Annotated in this window: 11 protein-coding genes and 2 pseudogenes; 4 read left to right on the top strand and 9 right to left on the bottom strand. The window is 59.5% G+C overall.

The window, feature by feature from the left end:
- Positions 1-1,191 (top strand): 2-methylaconitate cis-trans isomerase PrpF, encoded by a 1,191-nt coding sequence (gene prpF, locus V6657_RS27560; RefSeq protein ID WP_182557880.1) that lies wholly within the window; start codon positions 1-3, stop codon positions 1,189-1,191.
- Positions 1,192-1,549: 358 nt separating this feature from the next.
- Here the strand turns inward: prpF and V6657_RS27555 are convergent, their stop codons facing one another.
- The 4 genes from V6657_RS27555 to V6657_RS27540 form a co-directional block, all read right to left on the bottom strand.
- Positions 1,550-2,089, bottom strand: coding sequence for a MarR family transcriptional regulator (locus tag V6657_RS27555; RefSeq protein ID WP_259394439.1), 540 nt, complete (start codon positions 2,087-2,089; stop codon positions 1,550-1,552).
- 1,022 nt (positions 2,090-3,111) lie between these two features.
- The gene (locus tag V6657_RS27550) at positions 3,112-4,641 is read right to left on the bottom strand and encodes an IS66 family transposase (protein WP_009238807.1); all 1,530 of its coding nucleotides are present in this window, start codon (positions 4,639-4,641) and stop codon (positions 3,112-3,114) included.
- Positions 4,642-4,703: 62 nt separating this feature from the next.
- Entirely contained in the window at positions 4,704-4,994 is a 291-nt protein-coding gene (tnpB, locus tag V6657_RS27545) for an IS66 family insertion sequence element accessory protein TnpB (RefSeq protein WP_004633551.1), read from the bottom strand.
- A 41-nt stretch (positions 4,995-5,035) separates the two neighbouring features.
- Complete coding sequence (locus V6657_RS27540; RefSeq protein ID WP_012435592.1) at positions 5,036-5,323, bottom strand: hypothetical protein; 288 nt, start codon at positions 5,321-5,323, stop codon at positions 5,036-5,038.
- Between the two features lie 154 nt (positions 5,324-5,477).
- On the opposite strand from V6657_RS27540, the gene V6657_RS27535 reads away from it, so the two are divergent.
- Together V6657_RS27535 and V6657_RS27530 are read left to right on the top strand one after the other, a co-directional pair.
- The gene (locus tag V6657_RS27535) at positions 5,478-5,975 is read left to right on the top strand and encodes an iron-sulfur cluster-binding domain-containing protein (RefSeq protein ID WP_310735781.1); all 498 of its coding nucleotides are present in this window, start codon (positions 5,478-5,480) and stop codon (positions 5,973-5,975) included.
- A 183-nt stretch (positions 5,976-6,158) separates the two neighbouring features.
- Positions 6,159-6,392, top strand: a pseudogene (locus V6657_RS27530) (transposase); the annotation flags it as partial.
- A gap of 71 nt (positions 6,393-6,463) precedes the next feature.
- On the opposite strand, the gene V6657_RS27525 reads toward V6657_RS27530, so the two are convergent.
- Both V6657_RS27525 and V6657_RS27520 read right to left on the bottom strand, forming a co-directional pair.
- Positions 6,464-7,834 (bottom strand): MFS transporter, encoded by a 1,371-nt coding sequence (locus V6657_RS27525; protein WP_182557857.1) that lies wholly within the window; start codon positions 7,832-7,834, stop codon positions 6,464-6,466.
- 6 nt (positions 7,835-7,840) lie between these two features.
- Positions 7,841-8,311, bottom strand: coding sequence for a MarR family transcriptional regulator (locus tag V6657_RS27520; RefSeq protein ID WP_259394428.1), 471 nt, complete (start codon positions 8,309-8,311; stop codon positions 7,841-7,843).
- A 690-nt stretch (positions 8,312-9,001) separates the two neighbouring features.
- Here V6657_RS27520 and V6657_RS27515 point away from each other — a divergent pair.
- A pseudogene (locus V6657_RS27515) lies at positions 9,002-9,271 on the top strand (transposase); the annotation flags it as partial.
- 402 nt (positions 9,272-9,673) lie between these two features.
- Here the strand turns inward: V6657_RS27515 and gmtX are convergent.
- The 3 genes from gmtX to gmtY are packed head-to-tail and all read right to left on the bottom strand — an operon-like array spanning position 9,674 to position 14,795.
- Complete coding sequence (gene gmtX / locus V6657_RS27510) at positions 9,674-10,387, bottom strand: gamma-mobile-trio protein GmtX (protein WP_182557855.1); 714 nt, start codon at positions 10,385-10,387, stop codon at positions 9,674-9,676.
- Positions 10,384-13,440 carry an integrase family protein gene (locus V6657_RS27505; protein ID WP_182557854.1) on the bottom strand — a complete coding sequence of 1,019 codons (3,057 nt, stop codon included), beginning with the start codon at positions 13,438-13,440 and terminating at the stop codon, positions 10,384-10,386. Before V6657_RS27505 ends, gmtX begins: the two co-directional genes overlap by 4 nt.
- Positions 13,437-14,795 (bottom strand): gamma-mobile-trio recombinase GmtY, encoded by a 1,359-nt coding sequence (gene gmtY / locus V6657_RS27500; RefSeq protein ID WP_338755925.1) that lies wholly within the window; start codon positions 14,793-14,795, stop codon positions 13,437-13,439. The genes V6657_RS27505 and gmtY overlap by 4 nt, the downstream gene beginning before the upstream one ends.
- Positions 14,796-14,939: the final 144 nt, after the last annotated feature.

Raw genomic sequence — 14,939 nt, 5'->3', positions numbered from 1 at the left:
ATGGCTCACGTACCCCAGATCAAAATCCCCGCCACCTATATCCGTGGCGGCACCAGCAAGGGCGTGTTCTTCCGCCTGCAAGACCTGCCCGAAACCGCGCAGGTTCCCGGCCATGCCCGTGACGCGCTGCTGATGCGCGTGATTGGCAGCCCCGACCCGTACGGCAAGCAGATCGACGGCATGGGCGGCGCGACCTCCAGCACCAGCAAGACCGTGATCGTGTCCAAGAGCACGCGCCCGGACCACGATGTCGACTACCTGTTCGGCCAGGTCTCCATCGACCAGCTCTTTGTCGACTGGAGCGGCAACTGCGGCAACCTGTCCGCTGCGGTCGGCCCCTTCGCCATCAGCGCCGGCCTGGTCGAACCCGGCCGCATCCCGCGTAACGGTGTCGCCATCGTGCGCATCTGGCAGGCCAATATCGGCAAGATCATCATCGGCCACGTGCCCATCACCAACGGCGAAGTCCAGGAGACCGGTGGCTTCGAGCTCGATGGCGTGCCCTTCCCGGCCGCCGAAGTGCAGCTCGAATTCATGGACCCAGCCGCCGAGGAAGAAGGCGCGGGCGGCGCGATGTTCCCGACCGGCAACATGGTCGACAATCTTGAAGTGCCGGGCGTCGGCACGCTCAAGGCGACCATGATCAACGTCGGCATCCCGACCATCTTCGTCAACGCGGAGAGCATCGGCTATACCGGCACCGAGCTGCAGGACGCCATCAACGGCGACCCCAAGGCACTGGCGATGTTCGAGACCATCCGCACCTATGGCGCGCTGCGCATGGGGCTGATCAAGGACGTGGACGAGGCCGCCAAGCGCCAGCACACGCCCAAGGTCGCCTTCGTGGCCAAGCCCGTCGACTACGTTGCATCCAGTGGCAAGAAGTTGGCCGCCGCCGACGTCGACCTGCTGGTGCGCGCGCTCTCCATGGGCAAGCTGCACCACGCCATGCCGGGCACGGCAGCCGTTGCCACCGGCACTGCCGCGGCCATCCCCGGCACGCTGGTCAACCTGGTGGCCGGCGGCGGCGAGCGCAACGCGGTGCGTTTCGGGCATCCGTCCGGCACGCTGCGCGTGGGGGCCGAGGCCCGGCAGGTCAATGGTGAATGGGTGGTCAAGAAGGTCATCATGAGCCGCAGCGCGCGCCTGCTGATGGAAGGCTGGGTGCGCGTGCCGGGCGACGCGTTCTGACCGTAGCGCCCCGCGAGGCCGCTCATTACCACCTAGATGCCTTCCTCAAAGCGCCCTGATGCCGGTGCTGATCGCCATCGTCGACTACGCCAACCCGCTACGAGATCAAGAGCGGCCCTCGCCTATGACAGCGCCTGGAGCCGTCTGCGCCCCGCCGCGGTCGCGGGCTCGAAGCCCAGTTCGACCCGCGCGCACCAAGGTGGGCTGAGTCACTGCTGCTGCCTACATAAGGACCTGGCAACACCTCGCACCCCGAGGCCGGTGGCCGCTGTAGCGCGAGTACGCCGGGGTAGTGTCGCTTACCGGTCAATCCGCATTGTGTGGCTACCGTTCGGAGTATGTTGTTGCCTCCGGAGCACTAGCTCCGCGCCGCACTTTTTCGTACCCGTTTGGTCGTCGGGGTCTCTTCGTGTCCGGCACTCTTATCTGATCCTAGTTCTTCCGCGCGCGCGAGGTTTTCAATAATGGCGACAAGCGTCTTGCGAACGAGGGTGACGTCATTCGCCGGAATGTTGGTCACCGCGATTTCGTTAACTTCCTCGGCGGCTGGCACCAGGACGGCGCGCAGCGCGGCGCCCTTCGGCGTGAGGAACACTCGGACCTGCTTGCGGCTGTCCGGCATCTTCTGGCGCGTGACATTGACATAGCCGAGCTTTTCCATCGACTGTAGCGCCGCGAAGGTGGTCGGCTCCATGACGCCGGCCTGTGCGCTCAACTGTCGCTGCGTGATTCCGTCGGTTTGCCAGAGGATGCGCAAGAACGTCCAATGACCGTACATGACGTCGTGTTCCTTCAAACGAATCTGTAACGCCTTCGACAAGCCTCGATACGCCTCCTTGACTAGGTGTGCTATGCGTTCATCAGTTTGCTTGCGCGGTGTGGATTTCGCCGTGCCCATTTCGACTTTGGCTGGTTCCTGTTTTGTCATGTGTGCCTCTACCAATCGGAGATTGCGAAAGCAGTGATTATCGCAAAACGGCTGCAGGTCGGATTCACCCCACCCAAGTAGTAGTGGTGACTTATTCACACGAAATCTTCATGTACGGCTCGTGAAAAGTGCGTAGTTGTACCTAGATTGGTGGATGACTTCGATAATCGCAGCCGTATGAACGTAACTTAGGTTGGTAAGTATAGGCAGGAATGAAGTGAGTGAACCTTGGCGCTCGTTAGGAGGGCCGTGGGCGGCGGTCTCGCGGCCGGATCTCGGTTGAAAAGCCGCTTAGATATCACCAACGGAAGGCTTGGACAGGGTGGGCTCGATCTAGGGCGCCAGGCGTACGACGGGCTGCCCCGCCAGTCGAACGGCACGGTGATGTCTGGTCGCCATTACGATCCGCATTGCTCGCCGAGGCCGAGAGAGTGGCACATTTATTAGCACGAATGTCGCGCAATCGAGAGTGAGGAAGCATGTCCGACAGCACTACCCAGCCCAATCCAACGCTTACTCTACGTGTCGCGGCAATCCGTTACGCGGCCAGTGAGACTAACGTGTATGAGCTTCGCCGCCCTGATAACTCAACACTGCCTGCGGCTGAACCGGGCGCACATATTGACGTTCATCTGGCCGGCGGCATTGTGCGGCAATATTCGCTCGTCACGGCGGGTCCCGATCTTTCTGTCTACACGATCGCGATCAAGCGCGAACGCACAAGCCGTGGCGGATCGAGCTTCATGCACGACAGGCTGCGCGTAGGTCAGTTGTTGGAAATTGGCACGCCGCGCAACAACTTTCCGTTAAATGAGCGCGCACCGCACACGGTGCTGATCGCTGGCGGCATCGGGGTGACGGCAATATGGGCAATGGCACAGCGCCTCAAAAAGCTTGGTCGCGAGTTTGAGATGCACTATGCGTGTAGAACTCGTGCAGATGCCGCGTTCCTTGAGGAAATTGGTAAGCACCCGGTGAACCCGTCTTGCCAGCTAGGTGGCGCTGGGCGTCCAGCGATGCGGGAGCAGTTCGGCGATGTCGGCCGCCTTGTGGGTCGGCAGTCGCGTGAGGACGTCTTTCAGATAGGCGTAGGGATCGTGCCCGTTGAGCTTGGCCGATTGGATCAGGCTCATGACGGCAGCCGCGCGTTGACCGGCGCGCAGTGAGCCTGCAAACAACCAATTGGAGCGACCCAGGGCAACCGGCCGGATCTGTCGCTCGACGTGGTTGTTGTCGATGGGCACCGTCGGGTCGTCGAGGTAACGCACGAGAGCCGGCCACCGCTTGAGGCTGTAGTCAATGGCCCGCGCGATCGCCGAGCCGTCTGGGACGCGGCGTCGCTGTTCCTCGAGCCAGGCGTGCAGCCGCTCTAGAATCGGGCCAGCCCTTTGTTGCCGCGCTGCCAGGCGCTGGTCTGGCTCAGCATCCCGCACTTGCGCCTCGATCTCGTACAAGCTCACCATGTAGCGCAGTGCCTGGCCCGCCAATTCGCTCTTGTGCTTGTCGTGCAGTTCAAAGAACTTGCGCCGCGAATGGGCCATGCAACCGATCTCAGTGACGCCACCGTCGAAGCTGGCCTTGTAGCCGGCGAAGTCATCACATACCAGCTTGCCTTGCCACTGCCCCAGGAACGCGCGAGCGTGCTCGCCGCTGCGGCTGGGCGCAAACTGGTAAATCACCGCGCGCATCTTCTCGAACTCGCTCGGCGCATAGGCCCACAGGTAGGCGCGGTGCGTCTTGCCATTGCCGGGCGCGAGCATCTGCACTGGCGTTTCGTCGGCGTGCAGAACACCGTGGCTCAGAACCTCTTCTTGCAGGGCGTCCACCAGCGGTTGCAGACGCACGCCACAGATGCCCACCCACGCGCCCAGTGTCGATTGCGGGATGGCCAGACCGGCGCGCGCATAGATGCGCTCCTGCCGATACAGGGGAAGGTGGTCGCCGAACTTGGACACCAGCGTATGTGCCAGCAGTCCGGCCGTCGGGATGCCTTTGTCGATGACGTGGGGTGGCACCGGCGTCTGCACCAGCGTCTCACACTGATCGCACACCCATTTGCCGCGGATGTGACGCTCCACGGTGAACGTGCCCGGCGTGTAGTCCAGCTTCTCGCTGATGTCTTCGCCAATGCGCTTGAGCGCACACCCACAGGTGCAGGTCTCTGCGTCCGGCTCGTGGTGGATGTCGGTGCGCGGCAACTGCGGCGGCAATGCCTGGCGCTTGGGCTTGCTCTTGGCTTCAGATTTGGACGACGGCAGGAGCGCTTCCAGTTCGGTCTCAATCGCCTCGAGGTCTGCGTCAATGGCTTCGTCCAGCAGACTCGCCTGTTCAGATGTCAGTTGCTCGCTGCGCTTGCCGAACTTCCAGCGCTTGTGGATGGCCAGCTCGTGTGTGAGCTGGTCGATCTTGGCTTGCCGGTACCGCAACTCCCGGTCCTTCTCGCCGACCTGGGCCATCAACTGCGCAGCCAGTGTGCGCAGTTCGTCCGGGCTCAGGGCATCGAGGTTGGTGGGTAGGTTCATGCGGCGAGTCTGCCAGAACCCCAAGTCCTCTGGAAGGAAGCCAGTTTACGGCTTTGGGGGTATTACACGACCGTGATCGCGTGGTCGTGGGTGAGCGTCTGCCAAGGCAGCCCCGTCACCAGCGCACGCAATTGCTCGGGATTGAGCGCCGTGGCGATCGCCTGGTCGCCGTTCGTCCAGATGAAGCGCCCCTTGTTGAGGCGCCGCGCGGCCAGCCAGATGCCGAAGCCGTCGTAGACCAGCACCTTCATGCGCGTCGAACTCTTATTGGCAAACAGGTAGGCGTGGTGGGGGCGTGCCGCGCCGAACACCTTGACGACCCGCGCGAGGATCGTTTCGGTACCGGCGCGCATGTCCAGCGGCTCCACGGCCAACCAGATCGCGTCCACCCGAATCAACGCAACCACCCTTGCAGCCACTGGGCGCACTGCGCTGCGGCCGATCCCGGCCAGCGAAGACTGATCGTCGTCGCGCCACGGCGGACTTCGATCTGGATGTCCGGCACGGCAGTGGTCGGCTCGCCGATCCGCAACGGGATGAACTCGCCTTGCGGCACCCTCATCAACTCGCGGTCCTCAGGCGCGCCATTCTTTGCTTCCTGCTCGGCGACCCAGCGCCGCAGCAGATTCGCATTGAGGCGATGGTGCAGGGCTATCGCCGCGATCGAAACACCCGGCTGCATGCACTCCTGCACTGCCTTGGCCTTGAACTCGGCGCTATGCCGACGTCGGCGCCGTATTGGCGCGCTCTCTTCGATAGTGTCCACGTGTCCACCTAGAACTAGATGGACACGATGCTCCTTGCTACGCGGGTCCCCTTCAAGACGGGTTCACCGGGTGCTTACGGAAATTGAGCATCTGGAGCAGGCGCGCATTCACGTTGATCAGCATTGCGTAGGTCGACCCCTCGATATCGGCGCAATCGTTTCCAATGCACCCAAGAACGCGCATTTCTACTGCTGCGGGCCGCTGCCTATGCTCAATGCTTTCGAGGCTGCAACCGCAGCGGTACCGGCTGATCAGGTGCACGTAGAATGTTTCGCACCGAAACAGTTGGCCGCGCTCGATGGCGGTTACATCGTGCAACTGAATAAGACCGGGCAGGAATTCGCTGTTCCGCAAGGAAAGGCCATTCTTCAGGTGCTGCGCGAAGCCGGTGTAAGCGCGCCATATTCGTGCGAGGAGGGCATTTGCGGAGCATGCCAGGTCAACGTGTTATTCGGAGTCCCTGATCACCGCGACAGCGCGTTGAGCGCGAGCGAGCGCGAATCCGGAAAAACGATGCTCATCTGCTGCTCCGGTTCGAAAAGCGAGCGGATTGTGATTGACTTCTAGACCTACCTCACAATTGGAGGAGATATGATTTCACTTGTGACGAGACAACGCTGCGCAATCTGATTGACGCTGACCGCATTCTTGAAGCGAACGATTCTTGCCGCGCGTCAGATCGCCCATATCGATCCGTTTACCGGGCCAGCCGGATCGCAAATCAAATGACCGCCGGTCGAGGAAGGTGCTCAAACCACGCGCTGGCTGCTGCTGCGCAACCGGGAGAATCTGAGTCCCCCCAGGCCATGCATCTGGACGAGGTGTTGCAAGCAAATCACCCGTTGAGGACGGCCTACAGCCTGCGGGACCACCTCTAGAAGCTGGCTGTGGTTCTACCACCGGCCCGGCTGGGCTCAGAATGCTTGGGAGAGTTGGTGTGAACAGGTTTGCCAAAGCCGCCTTCCCGCTCTCCAACTGTTCGCCTAACCCTAATGAGCTGCCGGCACGCCATCAGGTGCCCGCATCCCTCGCAACCAACATAACCATCAAGGTCATCAAGCGCCGCGCCTGCACATGCGTGTGAGACTCAGCGCCGCGGCAGCCCCAGCGAAGATCGCGCCAGTCGTCAGCGCGACAGGCCCAGCATGATCCGGAGCAACCATCAGAATAAGCGCAGTCAGCAGCGCGCCAAGTGTCTGCCCGAGGGTGCGCGACGTGCCGATCATACCGCTTGCATTACCCGTGCGGCCCGTCGGCGCGGCTGCGAGAATTGCCCGATTGTTCGGCGTCTGAAAGAGTCCGAAGCCTACGCCACACACGGCCATCCGCCAGCCGATATCGAACGATGTGGGGTGCGCGGGCATCAATGCAAGCAACGCCAAGCCGAGCGCGAGAATCGCAAGTCCGACACCCCCGAGCAAACCCGCCTCGTAGCGATTCGACAGCGTGCCAGCCAAAGGTGCCACGATAACAATGGCGAGCGGCCACGGTGTCATGAGCGCGCCGGTTGCCATCGCACTGCGCCCGAGTGCGTCCTGTAGCATAAAGGGCAGAGACACGAACGCAAGCATCTGCGCGCTAAATGAGCAAATGGAAGTGAGGACGGCCAAAAGAAATGCGGGCTTAAGCAGCAGGTCGACAGGAAGCAGGGGGTGTGAGCGCCCCCGCTCGCGACGCACAAGCAGCCATGCGCAAAATGCGGACGCTACCAACTGGAGCACGGCGCTTGCGCTGATGCCGTTGCTATGACCTAGTCGATCCACACCTAGCACGAGCAGGCCGAACGTTGCCGCATTCAGCAGCGCACTGCCGTAGTCGTAGGGCGCTTTAGAGATAGGCAGGCGGGGCAGCGCCATTAAGCTGACGAGGAATGCGATAATTCCAAGCGGCACGTTGATTGCGAACAGCCACGGCCACGGCGCAACAGAGAGAATCGCTGCAGCAATCGTCGGACCGGCAGCGGTAGAAATCGAAACAATCGAGGCGCTGATGCCTACACCCTGGCCGAGCAGCCGCGACGGATAAATCGTCTTGATGAGCGCGGTATTCACACTGGTGATGCCGGCCGCACCAAACCCTTGAAAGACGCGCGCGACAATGATCTCATCAAGTGAGCGCGACATTGCGCACATCAGCGATGAGCACGTAAAGATCGCGAGACCCCACGTATAGATGCGCGCATAGCCTACACGGTCACCGAGTGACGACAGCGGCAGCAGCGCCATGAGGACCGAAAGTTGGTAAGCGTTGACGATCCACACCGAATCCGAAGGGCTGGTGTGCAGCGCTTTCGTGATAGTTGGCAATGCTACATTTGCAGTCACGCTGCCAAGCATGCCAAGTGCAGTAGCGAGCGAGATTGCAATTATGCCAAGGTAAAGCCGGTTTCCGGTCAATCCGTCCTGATGTGTCGTGGCCTGATGCATAACGTTCTACAGAGTACGGTCATTGCCTTGCGCATCGTTCTGCGCCGATGCCCCGGCGCGCGCGAGGTTTTCGTTGATCGCGAGCAGCGTTTCACGCGTGATCGCAACATTCGTCGCCGGAATGCCAATGAGCGCGATATCGTTGACTTCCTCAGCAGCCGGAATCAGCAACGCGCGCAAAGATGCGCCTTTCGGCGTGAGGAACACCCGGACCTGCTTGCGGTTGTCCGGCATTTTTTGTCGCGTGACGTAGCCCAACTTCTCCATCGACTGCACTGCCGAGAAAGTCGTAGGCTCCCTGACGCCTGCCCGAGCGCTCAGTTGCCGCTGCGTGATGCCATCCGTCTGCCACAGGATGCGCAGGAACGTCCACTGACCGTACATCACATCGTGCGCCCGCAGGCGCGCTTGCAGCGCACTCGATAACCCACGATATGCATTCTTGACCAGATGTGCGATGCGTTCGTCACTATCCATGTGCACCGCTGCAGTCTGACCGCGCACAGATCTCGTCGTGCTCATAATGTTAGGTATCTAATTGCAAAATACATGTGGTTATCTATATAAAACACCGATAGCGCAAGCTATCCGCGCTGAAACACGCGGATTTTGCGGCGCTTTACCGTTTTTTCGCTGATACGGCGTCCCTTGAAATTTTAACTTAGGTGCCTAACAATATCAAGAAAAAGCGACTCGTTTGATTGGCGCTCTGCTTGAGCAGGCCAAAAAGGCTGGAGCATGCACCACGGCCTGTGCCTGCTCGGCGGCAACACCAGTGAAGTCGCGGACAACGGCTCGGTGGGCGGCTGCTACAACGGGCGGGCCGATGATTGCCAAGGGCACCATGTAGGTGAATCGCAAGTACGGGCCACTGCCGGCAGAAGCCGAAATTGCGTGCGCTGCCGCTGGTCCGTGACCGAGCCTCACCACCCGCCCGCGCTAGCCGCAGAGCGTGGCTCGCGCAAGGCAGCCGCGGCGAAATTGTCAACGAGCGCGGTCGGTTAGTGTTCGAGGTGGGATTTTCCCGCGCAATGCAGAAGGTGCTGGGAGGTTGCCCGCTGGAGTCCAATGGATTCGGGAATGCTGTATGTCTCAAATCCGCAGCCATTTGAAGGCATTGGTTGGCCATCTTCGCAAAATGACTGCTTGCTGGCCAACTCGGGACGATACCGCCGCCCGGCGTGGGCCCAGAAGGCTTGGGAGCATTGGTGCGCCCAGGCAAGGGAAAGCCAGATTCCGGCCCTGGAGTTGTTCGCGCAGCGCTTGCAGACCTATTGGCACGGCATCATCGCTCGATGCCGGCATCCGCTGAACACAAGCGTCGTTGAGGGCATCAACAACACCATCAAGGTCATCAAGCGCCGGGCCTACGGCTACCGTGACGAGGAGTACTTCTTCCTAAAGATCAGGGCAGCCTTCCCCGGAATTCCTCGTTGAACCAAAATAGAGCCCGCGTTGCCGGGGTGGAAACACGGGCGGTAGCGGGCTGGCATCACAGGCGCAGCCTTGCCCCCGATAATACCCACACATTTTCTGCGGCCATCCCCTCCTGAGTAGGGCATGAGAATAGAAGATCCTGCCATCAACTAGTAATGTGCGGTTAGCCCAACTCGACTGCCGAAGCGACCGTGGAGGCGGATGACCGCTTGACTCGGATATCCGCCATCGAGTTGTGGAAGCCACGAACGGCGCAGAAGGGTCGGCAAGCGCCGGTGCGCGACCGGCAGGCGCATCAACGGAGGAGGGATGCGACTTTGTCAGGTGTGACGTATGAAGCACGGTAAAGTACTCTGTCACCACTCGACGTTTAAAATCGGAGCCTGCCGGACGGTTAGTTCCCTAGTCGTCAAATGCGGTTCGGCCGTTTCCAGAGCGCAGAACAGACTGGATAGCGGTGGCGAAGGCTGGCGGGAAAAGCTTGTCGCCATAGTCATTCTCGATGCTGCCATCTTCTCCGATGCGCAGTCCCTGTTGAGCCAGTCGAGAACGATCAATGCCCTTGCTGAGCGCTGCTTTCAGCCGGAGATCCAGCACTTCTTCGGCCACGATGGACGCCGGGAGCGATGACGGCGCTTCTGCCACGGGCGATGACAGAAGCGAGGCTCCGACGCGCAGTGTCTTGAATGCGGCGTGTAGGTTGTCGTTGACCACCTTTAACCGCTTTGCTTCATCGAGCGCAACTCGGATGACTGCCCGAATGCTTGGGTCGGTTACCAAGTCCAACGCCTGATCGACGTTGGATTTGGTCTTGGCGACATACCGAGTCGCGCCGCTGAGGGCGTTGGCATACGCAGAAATGATTTCCCGGTAGTGAGAACCCTGAGTATTCCGGAGGCTTTGAGTCTTTGGCCCGCCAATCCTTTCCAAGCGGCGGCCGACCTCTGCGAGGGAATAGTCTCGGCACCCTTCAACTTGGATGGCGTTTAGAACCTCCCACACCTTGTCTAGGTTCTCCATCTTGGATTGCTTAGTCGCCGCACTACGGTATGTAAGGTAAAGCCGCCGGGCGTCTTTGAGAACGTCGGGAGCCGTAGTGGCTTGTTGCCTGGTCATGTCTGCTCCAGAATGTAATGGGCGCACTCTAAGGCCTTGGGTAGAAGTTGCTCCAACTGGGTGACAAAGGCCTTGTCTAGCCCCACTGCCTGCAAGGTCGTGCGTCCGTCCACCAACGCATGTACTGCGTTAGCCTCCAGCCTGGCGTAAAGAAACTGGGACATTGCGTTCGCCGATTGCAGGGCCTGTTCGTCATCGAGCAGCGAGAACCGCGGCGCATAGCCCGAATTGCGAAGCATCCGGTCAAATAGGCGTGCGCGTTCAAGGTTCGGCTGCTGCCAGCTTATGTTGAGCCCGTCGAACAGTGTCGCGCTCATACATATACGGTTAAGCTGCTCAAATTCGTGCCCCTCGGACAGCACGGCCTCCACCTGCCCGGTGCCGCCTGCGGCGACTAGCGCTAGTCCGTCGCCTTTGGTCTTGCCGGCAATCCGAATGCATTGCTCTGTGAGCGCGTAGGCGGCTTGCAAGCTCAGTGCAATGCCATCCACCTCGGCAGTGGACGATTCGAAAGCCGTTTCGGCAATCTCTAGATCCCGCTGCCGATGAAAGGGCATACCTTGTCCCAAGGATGCGGCATGGGCGTCCGCTAGGGCGTCGAAGCGTTCCTGAGCTTTCTCGAACGCGTAGGAGGCTTTCTTCAGTCGATAGGAGAGGTCGTTGACATGTGCCTCTAGTCCGAAAAGGAACGCTGGACCGGTGATAAAAAACCTGCAGCGAGAGCAGTTGGTGGCGCCACCGGGTACGGCGTGGTATCGAGTGACACCGGTCGCCGGGTCTGTTATCGCGAGCCCCTCATGGCAGCGCTTGGCGGAGACAGCGCAGATACCGTGGTCCATCACTAACATTCCTACCCCTGTCCCACTGACTGCTGCGTCTAGGGCCGTAGGGTGTCCGACTGCCACCGCCTGCTCCAGTTCTTGTCGACTGGCTCGCTTGATGAATCCTGCCATTTCTACTTGGGATTTGCGTTGCCGCTCTAGCAGAGCCTCATCCATTCTTAAGCTCAGCGTCTCCGCACTGATCTTAGTGTAGTAGAGGGTCATCAGTACCGTGGCGTGGCCGACAATCTTCATCAGGTATTCCGGAGGAATGCCTTCTTCGTACATGGCAGTGATAATCGACACCCTTAGGCTATGGAGATCGAACGTGGCGGATATCGGCTGCCCGTTAGGGTCTCGGGTCAGGACTAGCTTAATTGGATCGCCATTGCTCAAGGTCTCACCTGCTTGGTTCAGCCGTCGTTCCATCTCGTCCATGAGCTTTAGCCACAGATTTCGTATCCGCACGTCGGTTACCGGTAGGTCAGGGCGCGTCTTGTTGGCTGGGTCCCGAAAGAGGAAGAAGTTCGCTCCCATCCTCGCCAAGTCGTCAGCGTGCTTAACTTTCTTGAGCTCGACGATATCGGACCATGCGGTAGGCGCGCGGAGCGGGTTGTACTTCTCTTGCCAGTTCCGTAGCGTTAGCAACAATTGCAAGGCGTCTTTCTTCTCCCAAGGCATGACATAGCCCTTGACGACGCTTTCGATATCGGCAGTCTTGTTGGTATTGAAATAGAACACAGCCCCGTCGCCGCCATCCTTGCGCTTGTAGCGACGAAAGACACCGCGATCGACGAGCTTACTGTTAGTCGTCGGCCGATGGGTTCCCGAGTTCATCTCCCATTGACCGTTACCCTCGTAACGGAGGGTATCTCCTTCGCCACTGTCGAGCATGCGGACTTGATATGTCCGAGCCGGCAGTAGCAGCTTGATCAGTATTGCGTAAGCTCGGACAGGACTCCACACAGTCTCGAAGCTCCCTGTCTCTGGGTTTAGCCAGCGGAAGACATCCTTGATCCGTCCCGCCTCTCTTGCCCAGGCGAAGTCGTTTTCAGTCAGGATGTGAGCTGCCAGGCTAATGAGCCTCGTTGGCATGGCTTCGCGATGAGTTTCACCAATGTTCACGTTTCTGTAGCTTGGCTTAGGCAGGGGATTGCCGAAGCCGGGCATCAGAATGGGTAATTCATTGTCATCCGATTGGGCGCAAACCTTGAAGAGCACTTCGTTCAGGAACTCATGGAGAACCGACATGGTTTGCCGACCCTTATTTCCAGAGGCGTCAAACAAGGCAGTCGGACGCCGACGGATATCGAAGTACTCCACTGGGTTGCGTGGCAACTCAGGATGTTCCAGATAATGCTGCAAAAAGCTATTCAGGGAAGATTTGCGTTTGCGGAAGTTTGCAGGGGTGTTCTCCAAGTGAGCGATGGCCAACTGCGCCCATTCGCTCATAGCTGCGTCCTTCGCTACAAGCCACGCGAAATTGTCATCTCGTGCTAAGTGACCCATCTTGGCCTTGAAGAAGCCAAAATCTTCCGGCGTCCAGCCGATGGCATGGTCATGGTGGTCCTCGCGCAGAACACTGAGAACAGCCTGAATTCCCGTCGACCTCATTTTGCTCAGGCGGGAGCGATCTTCGGTCAGATAGAAGGTGCTAGGTGTAATGTCGCCGATTTCAGCTATCCCGGCTCGGGCAAGAATGTGGTCCACGATGAAGCGAAAATTCGCCGCGTCATCCGTGCCGCCGCGGTTAAGATATGCGCCGATCCGCGACAAGTAGCACAGTGGCTGCTCCGCGAATCCGGGACTACTCAGCTTTAAGGACGGGTTTAGGAAGGGACGTTGCTGCTTTACAGGCCAGGCGACGGCACCACAGGACCAAAGCTGCAACAGAAGCGGCACCAAGAAGCGTTGGTAACCGCCCACGGCAGTGGTATCACGCTTTGATTCGAACTCGGTGATCAGAATAGTCTGCAGTGCTTCCGCGATTTCCTCGCGGCGGCGGCAATTGGCCAAGACGCGCACGGCTTTGCGCAGTCCAGGCGTCGGCCTCGTTTCGGGACGCGCCCCATCGACACTGGCCGACCACGCTTCCGCTATCTCAGCTACCCTCTCGCATGCTACGTCCGGTGAGACGAGATACTGGTCCGGAGCATTATTGACATAGATGGTGCGCCCGGTTAGCTCGCTCACAATGGCGGTGTATCGATCGAGCTGGCAAACAAGGTTCATGCGGTTTCCGTAAAGTGAGGCAGAGAGGTGATAGACAGGTTTCCGATCGCAGCTGCCACGCCAGAGACTCCTCTTTGCCGATAGACGTCCTGGCTTCGTGCATTCACATGGTGCATCGCCACTTGACCTTCCTTGTCACCCAGTCCAAGGTCGTTCAGCCATTGGCCATATCGGTGGCGTAGCCCATGGGTGGTGGTGCCCGCCCACTTGCCTGGCGTCAACCCAATACGGCGCACTGCCGCTTGAAAGGAGTCAGCGAAGCCCTCAACACCGAGAGGCTGACCATCTTTTGTTAGAAAGGCCCAAGGAACTTGCGGGACCACGGGCCTGACATGTTGGATGTACAGGCGCCATAAAGTTAAGAAGAGGCGGCCAGCGTTTTTGTCAATCCAAAAAACTTGGAAGGCTCTGCGCTCTCGATGCGTCAAAAGGCTTCCTTTCCATCCGGCATGCCGACGACCTGTTTCGCGAGTGAGGGGCTTTCGACCACCGCAGAAACGCTGCAAGAAGTCTGCGCGGGTTGTCCTGCGGCGCACACCGGTCATCGGGTCGGTGTATTCAGCTAAGCCGTCGTTGGGTTCGTGCACTAGCACCAATGCCAGTTCGGCGTCGTCAGGATCCACGAGAACGTCTTCCACCCATAGGTGAAGTGGCTCAGAAGCCCGACAGCCGCCGTACGCGCAGAGTAGGGTTATGAGAATGTCGCGTAACTTGTATTTCATCCAGAGGCGAGGATCCTGTTCATTACCAGGATTGGCAAAGCCGCGCCAAAGTAAATGTTCGAGGTGCTCTGCGGGAAAGGCCTTAACTTCCTGGAGCACCGAATTCCGGTCTCTCGGAAGCCGCAGTTTCCGGCTGGTATGGACGTCTGCCTCGGCACCCGACCGCCCTTTGGTGTGAGCCAAGAGTGAGCCCAGCCTTTGCTTATTCCATCTTCTCCAGAAGATCAGCTGCTCTGCTGGCGAAGCTTGATGGTGAATCGGATTCAGCAGGGTGGTGCCGAGGCGGCTGTTAAGCCAGTCGCTAAAGTGGAGTAGGGCACGAGTCAGCCGCCCCATATTCTGGTGACTGGTGGGCCGCCAATAAAGGCCATAGAGGTCCTCTCCCGCCCTGTATGTTCCGAATCTCAGGTCGTGCGCGAATGCGTTGAACAGCAGGCTGCGCTTTGTAGCGTCGCTGAATTCGATGGCGCGCACCGACAGCCATTCGATAAACCGGCCTGTAGCCTGCGCGTAGGTGCGCTCCGCTGACAGCGATAAGCACTTTTCTCTAAAGAACTCCAACAACTGCTCGAGAGGATCGGCGCCTACGACTAAAAGTATGGTTGGGGTGTCGGCACGGATCTTGTCTCGCACTAGCACTGTATCGGTGTAGATCCTCACTCTGCTATGAGAGTCCATCGCAGTTGTGGCAGGGCAGCGTCTGCGGCAACCGAATACTCAAGATCGTAGTGGCGTTGCTCCCCGGCAAAGAACCGCGTCAGTAAATGACAAGCATCC

The sequence above is a fragment of the Ralstonia sp. RRA genome (assembly GCF_037023145.1).
GTDB lineage: Bacteria > Pseudomonadota > Gammaproteobacteria > Burkholderiales > Burkholderiaceae > Ralstonia.
This window is presented reverse-complemented; position numbering and strand designations above follow the sequence as displayed.

Coding starts and splice junctions, on each gene's coding strand:
- V6657_RS27505 (WP_182557854.1), bottom strand. CDS start 13,440: ATGAACCTTGTTTGCCAGCTCGATCGATACACCGCCATTGTGAGCGAG.
- prpF (WP_182557880.1), top strand. CDS start 1: ATGGCTCACGTACCCCAGATCAAAATCCCCGCCACCTATATCCGTGGC.
- tnpB (WP_004633551.1), bottom strand. CDS start 4,994: ATGCGCGCCGGTACCGAAACGATCCTCGCGCGGGTCGTCAAGGTGTTC.
- V6657_RS27540 (WP_012435592.1), bottom strand. CDS start 5,323: ATGCAGCCGGGTGTTTCGATCGCGGCGATAGCCCTGCACCATCGCCTC.
- V6657_RS27525 (WP_182557857.1), bottom strand. CDS start 7,834: ATGCATCAGGCCACGACACATCAGGACGGATTGACCGGAAACCGGCTT.
- V6657_RS27555 (WP_259394439.1), bottom strand. CDS start 2,089: ATGGGCACGGCGAAATCCACACCGCGCAAGCAAACTGATGAACGCATA.
- V6657_RS27550 (WP_009238807.1), bottom strand. CDS start 4,641: ATGAACCTACCCACCAACCTCGATGCCCTGAGCCCGGACGAACTGCGC.
- gmtX (WP_182557855.1), bottom strand. CDS start 10,387: ATGACCAGGCAACAAGCCACTACGGCTCCCGACGTTCTCAAAGACGCC.
- V6657_RS27520 (WP_259394428.1), bottom strand. CDS start 8,311: ATGGATAGTGACGAACGCATCGCACATCTGGTCAAGAATGCATATCGT.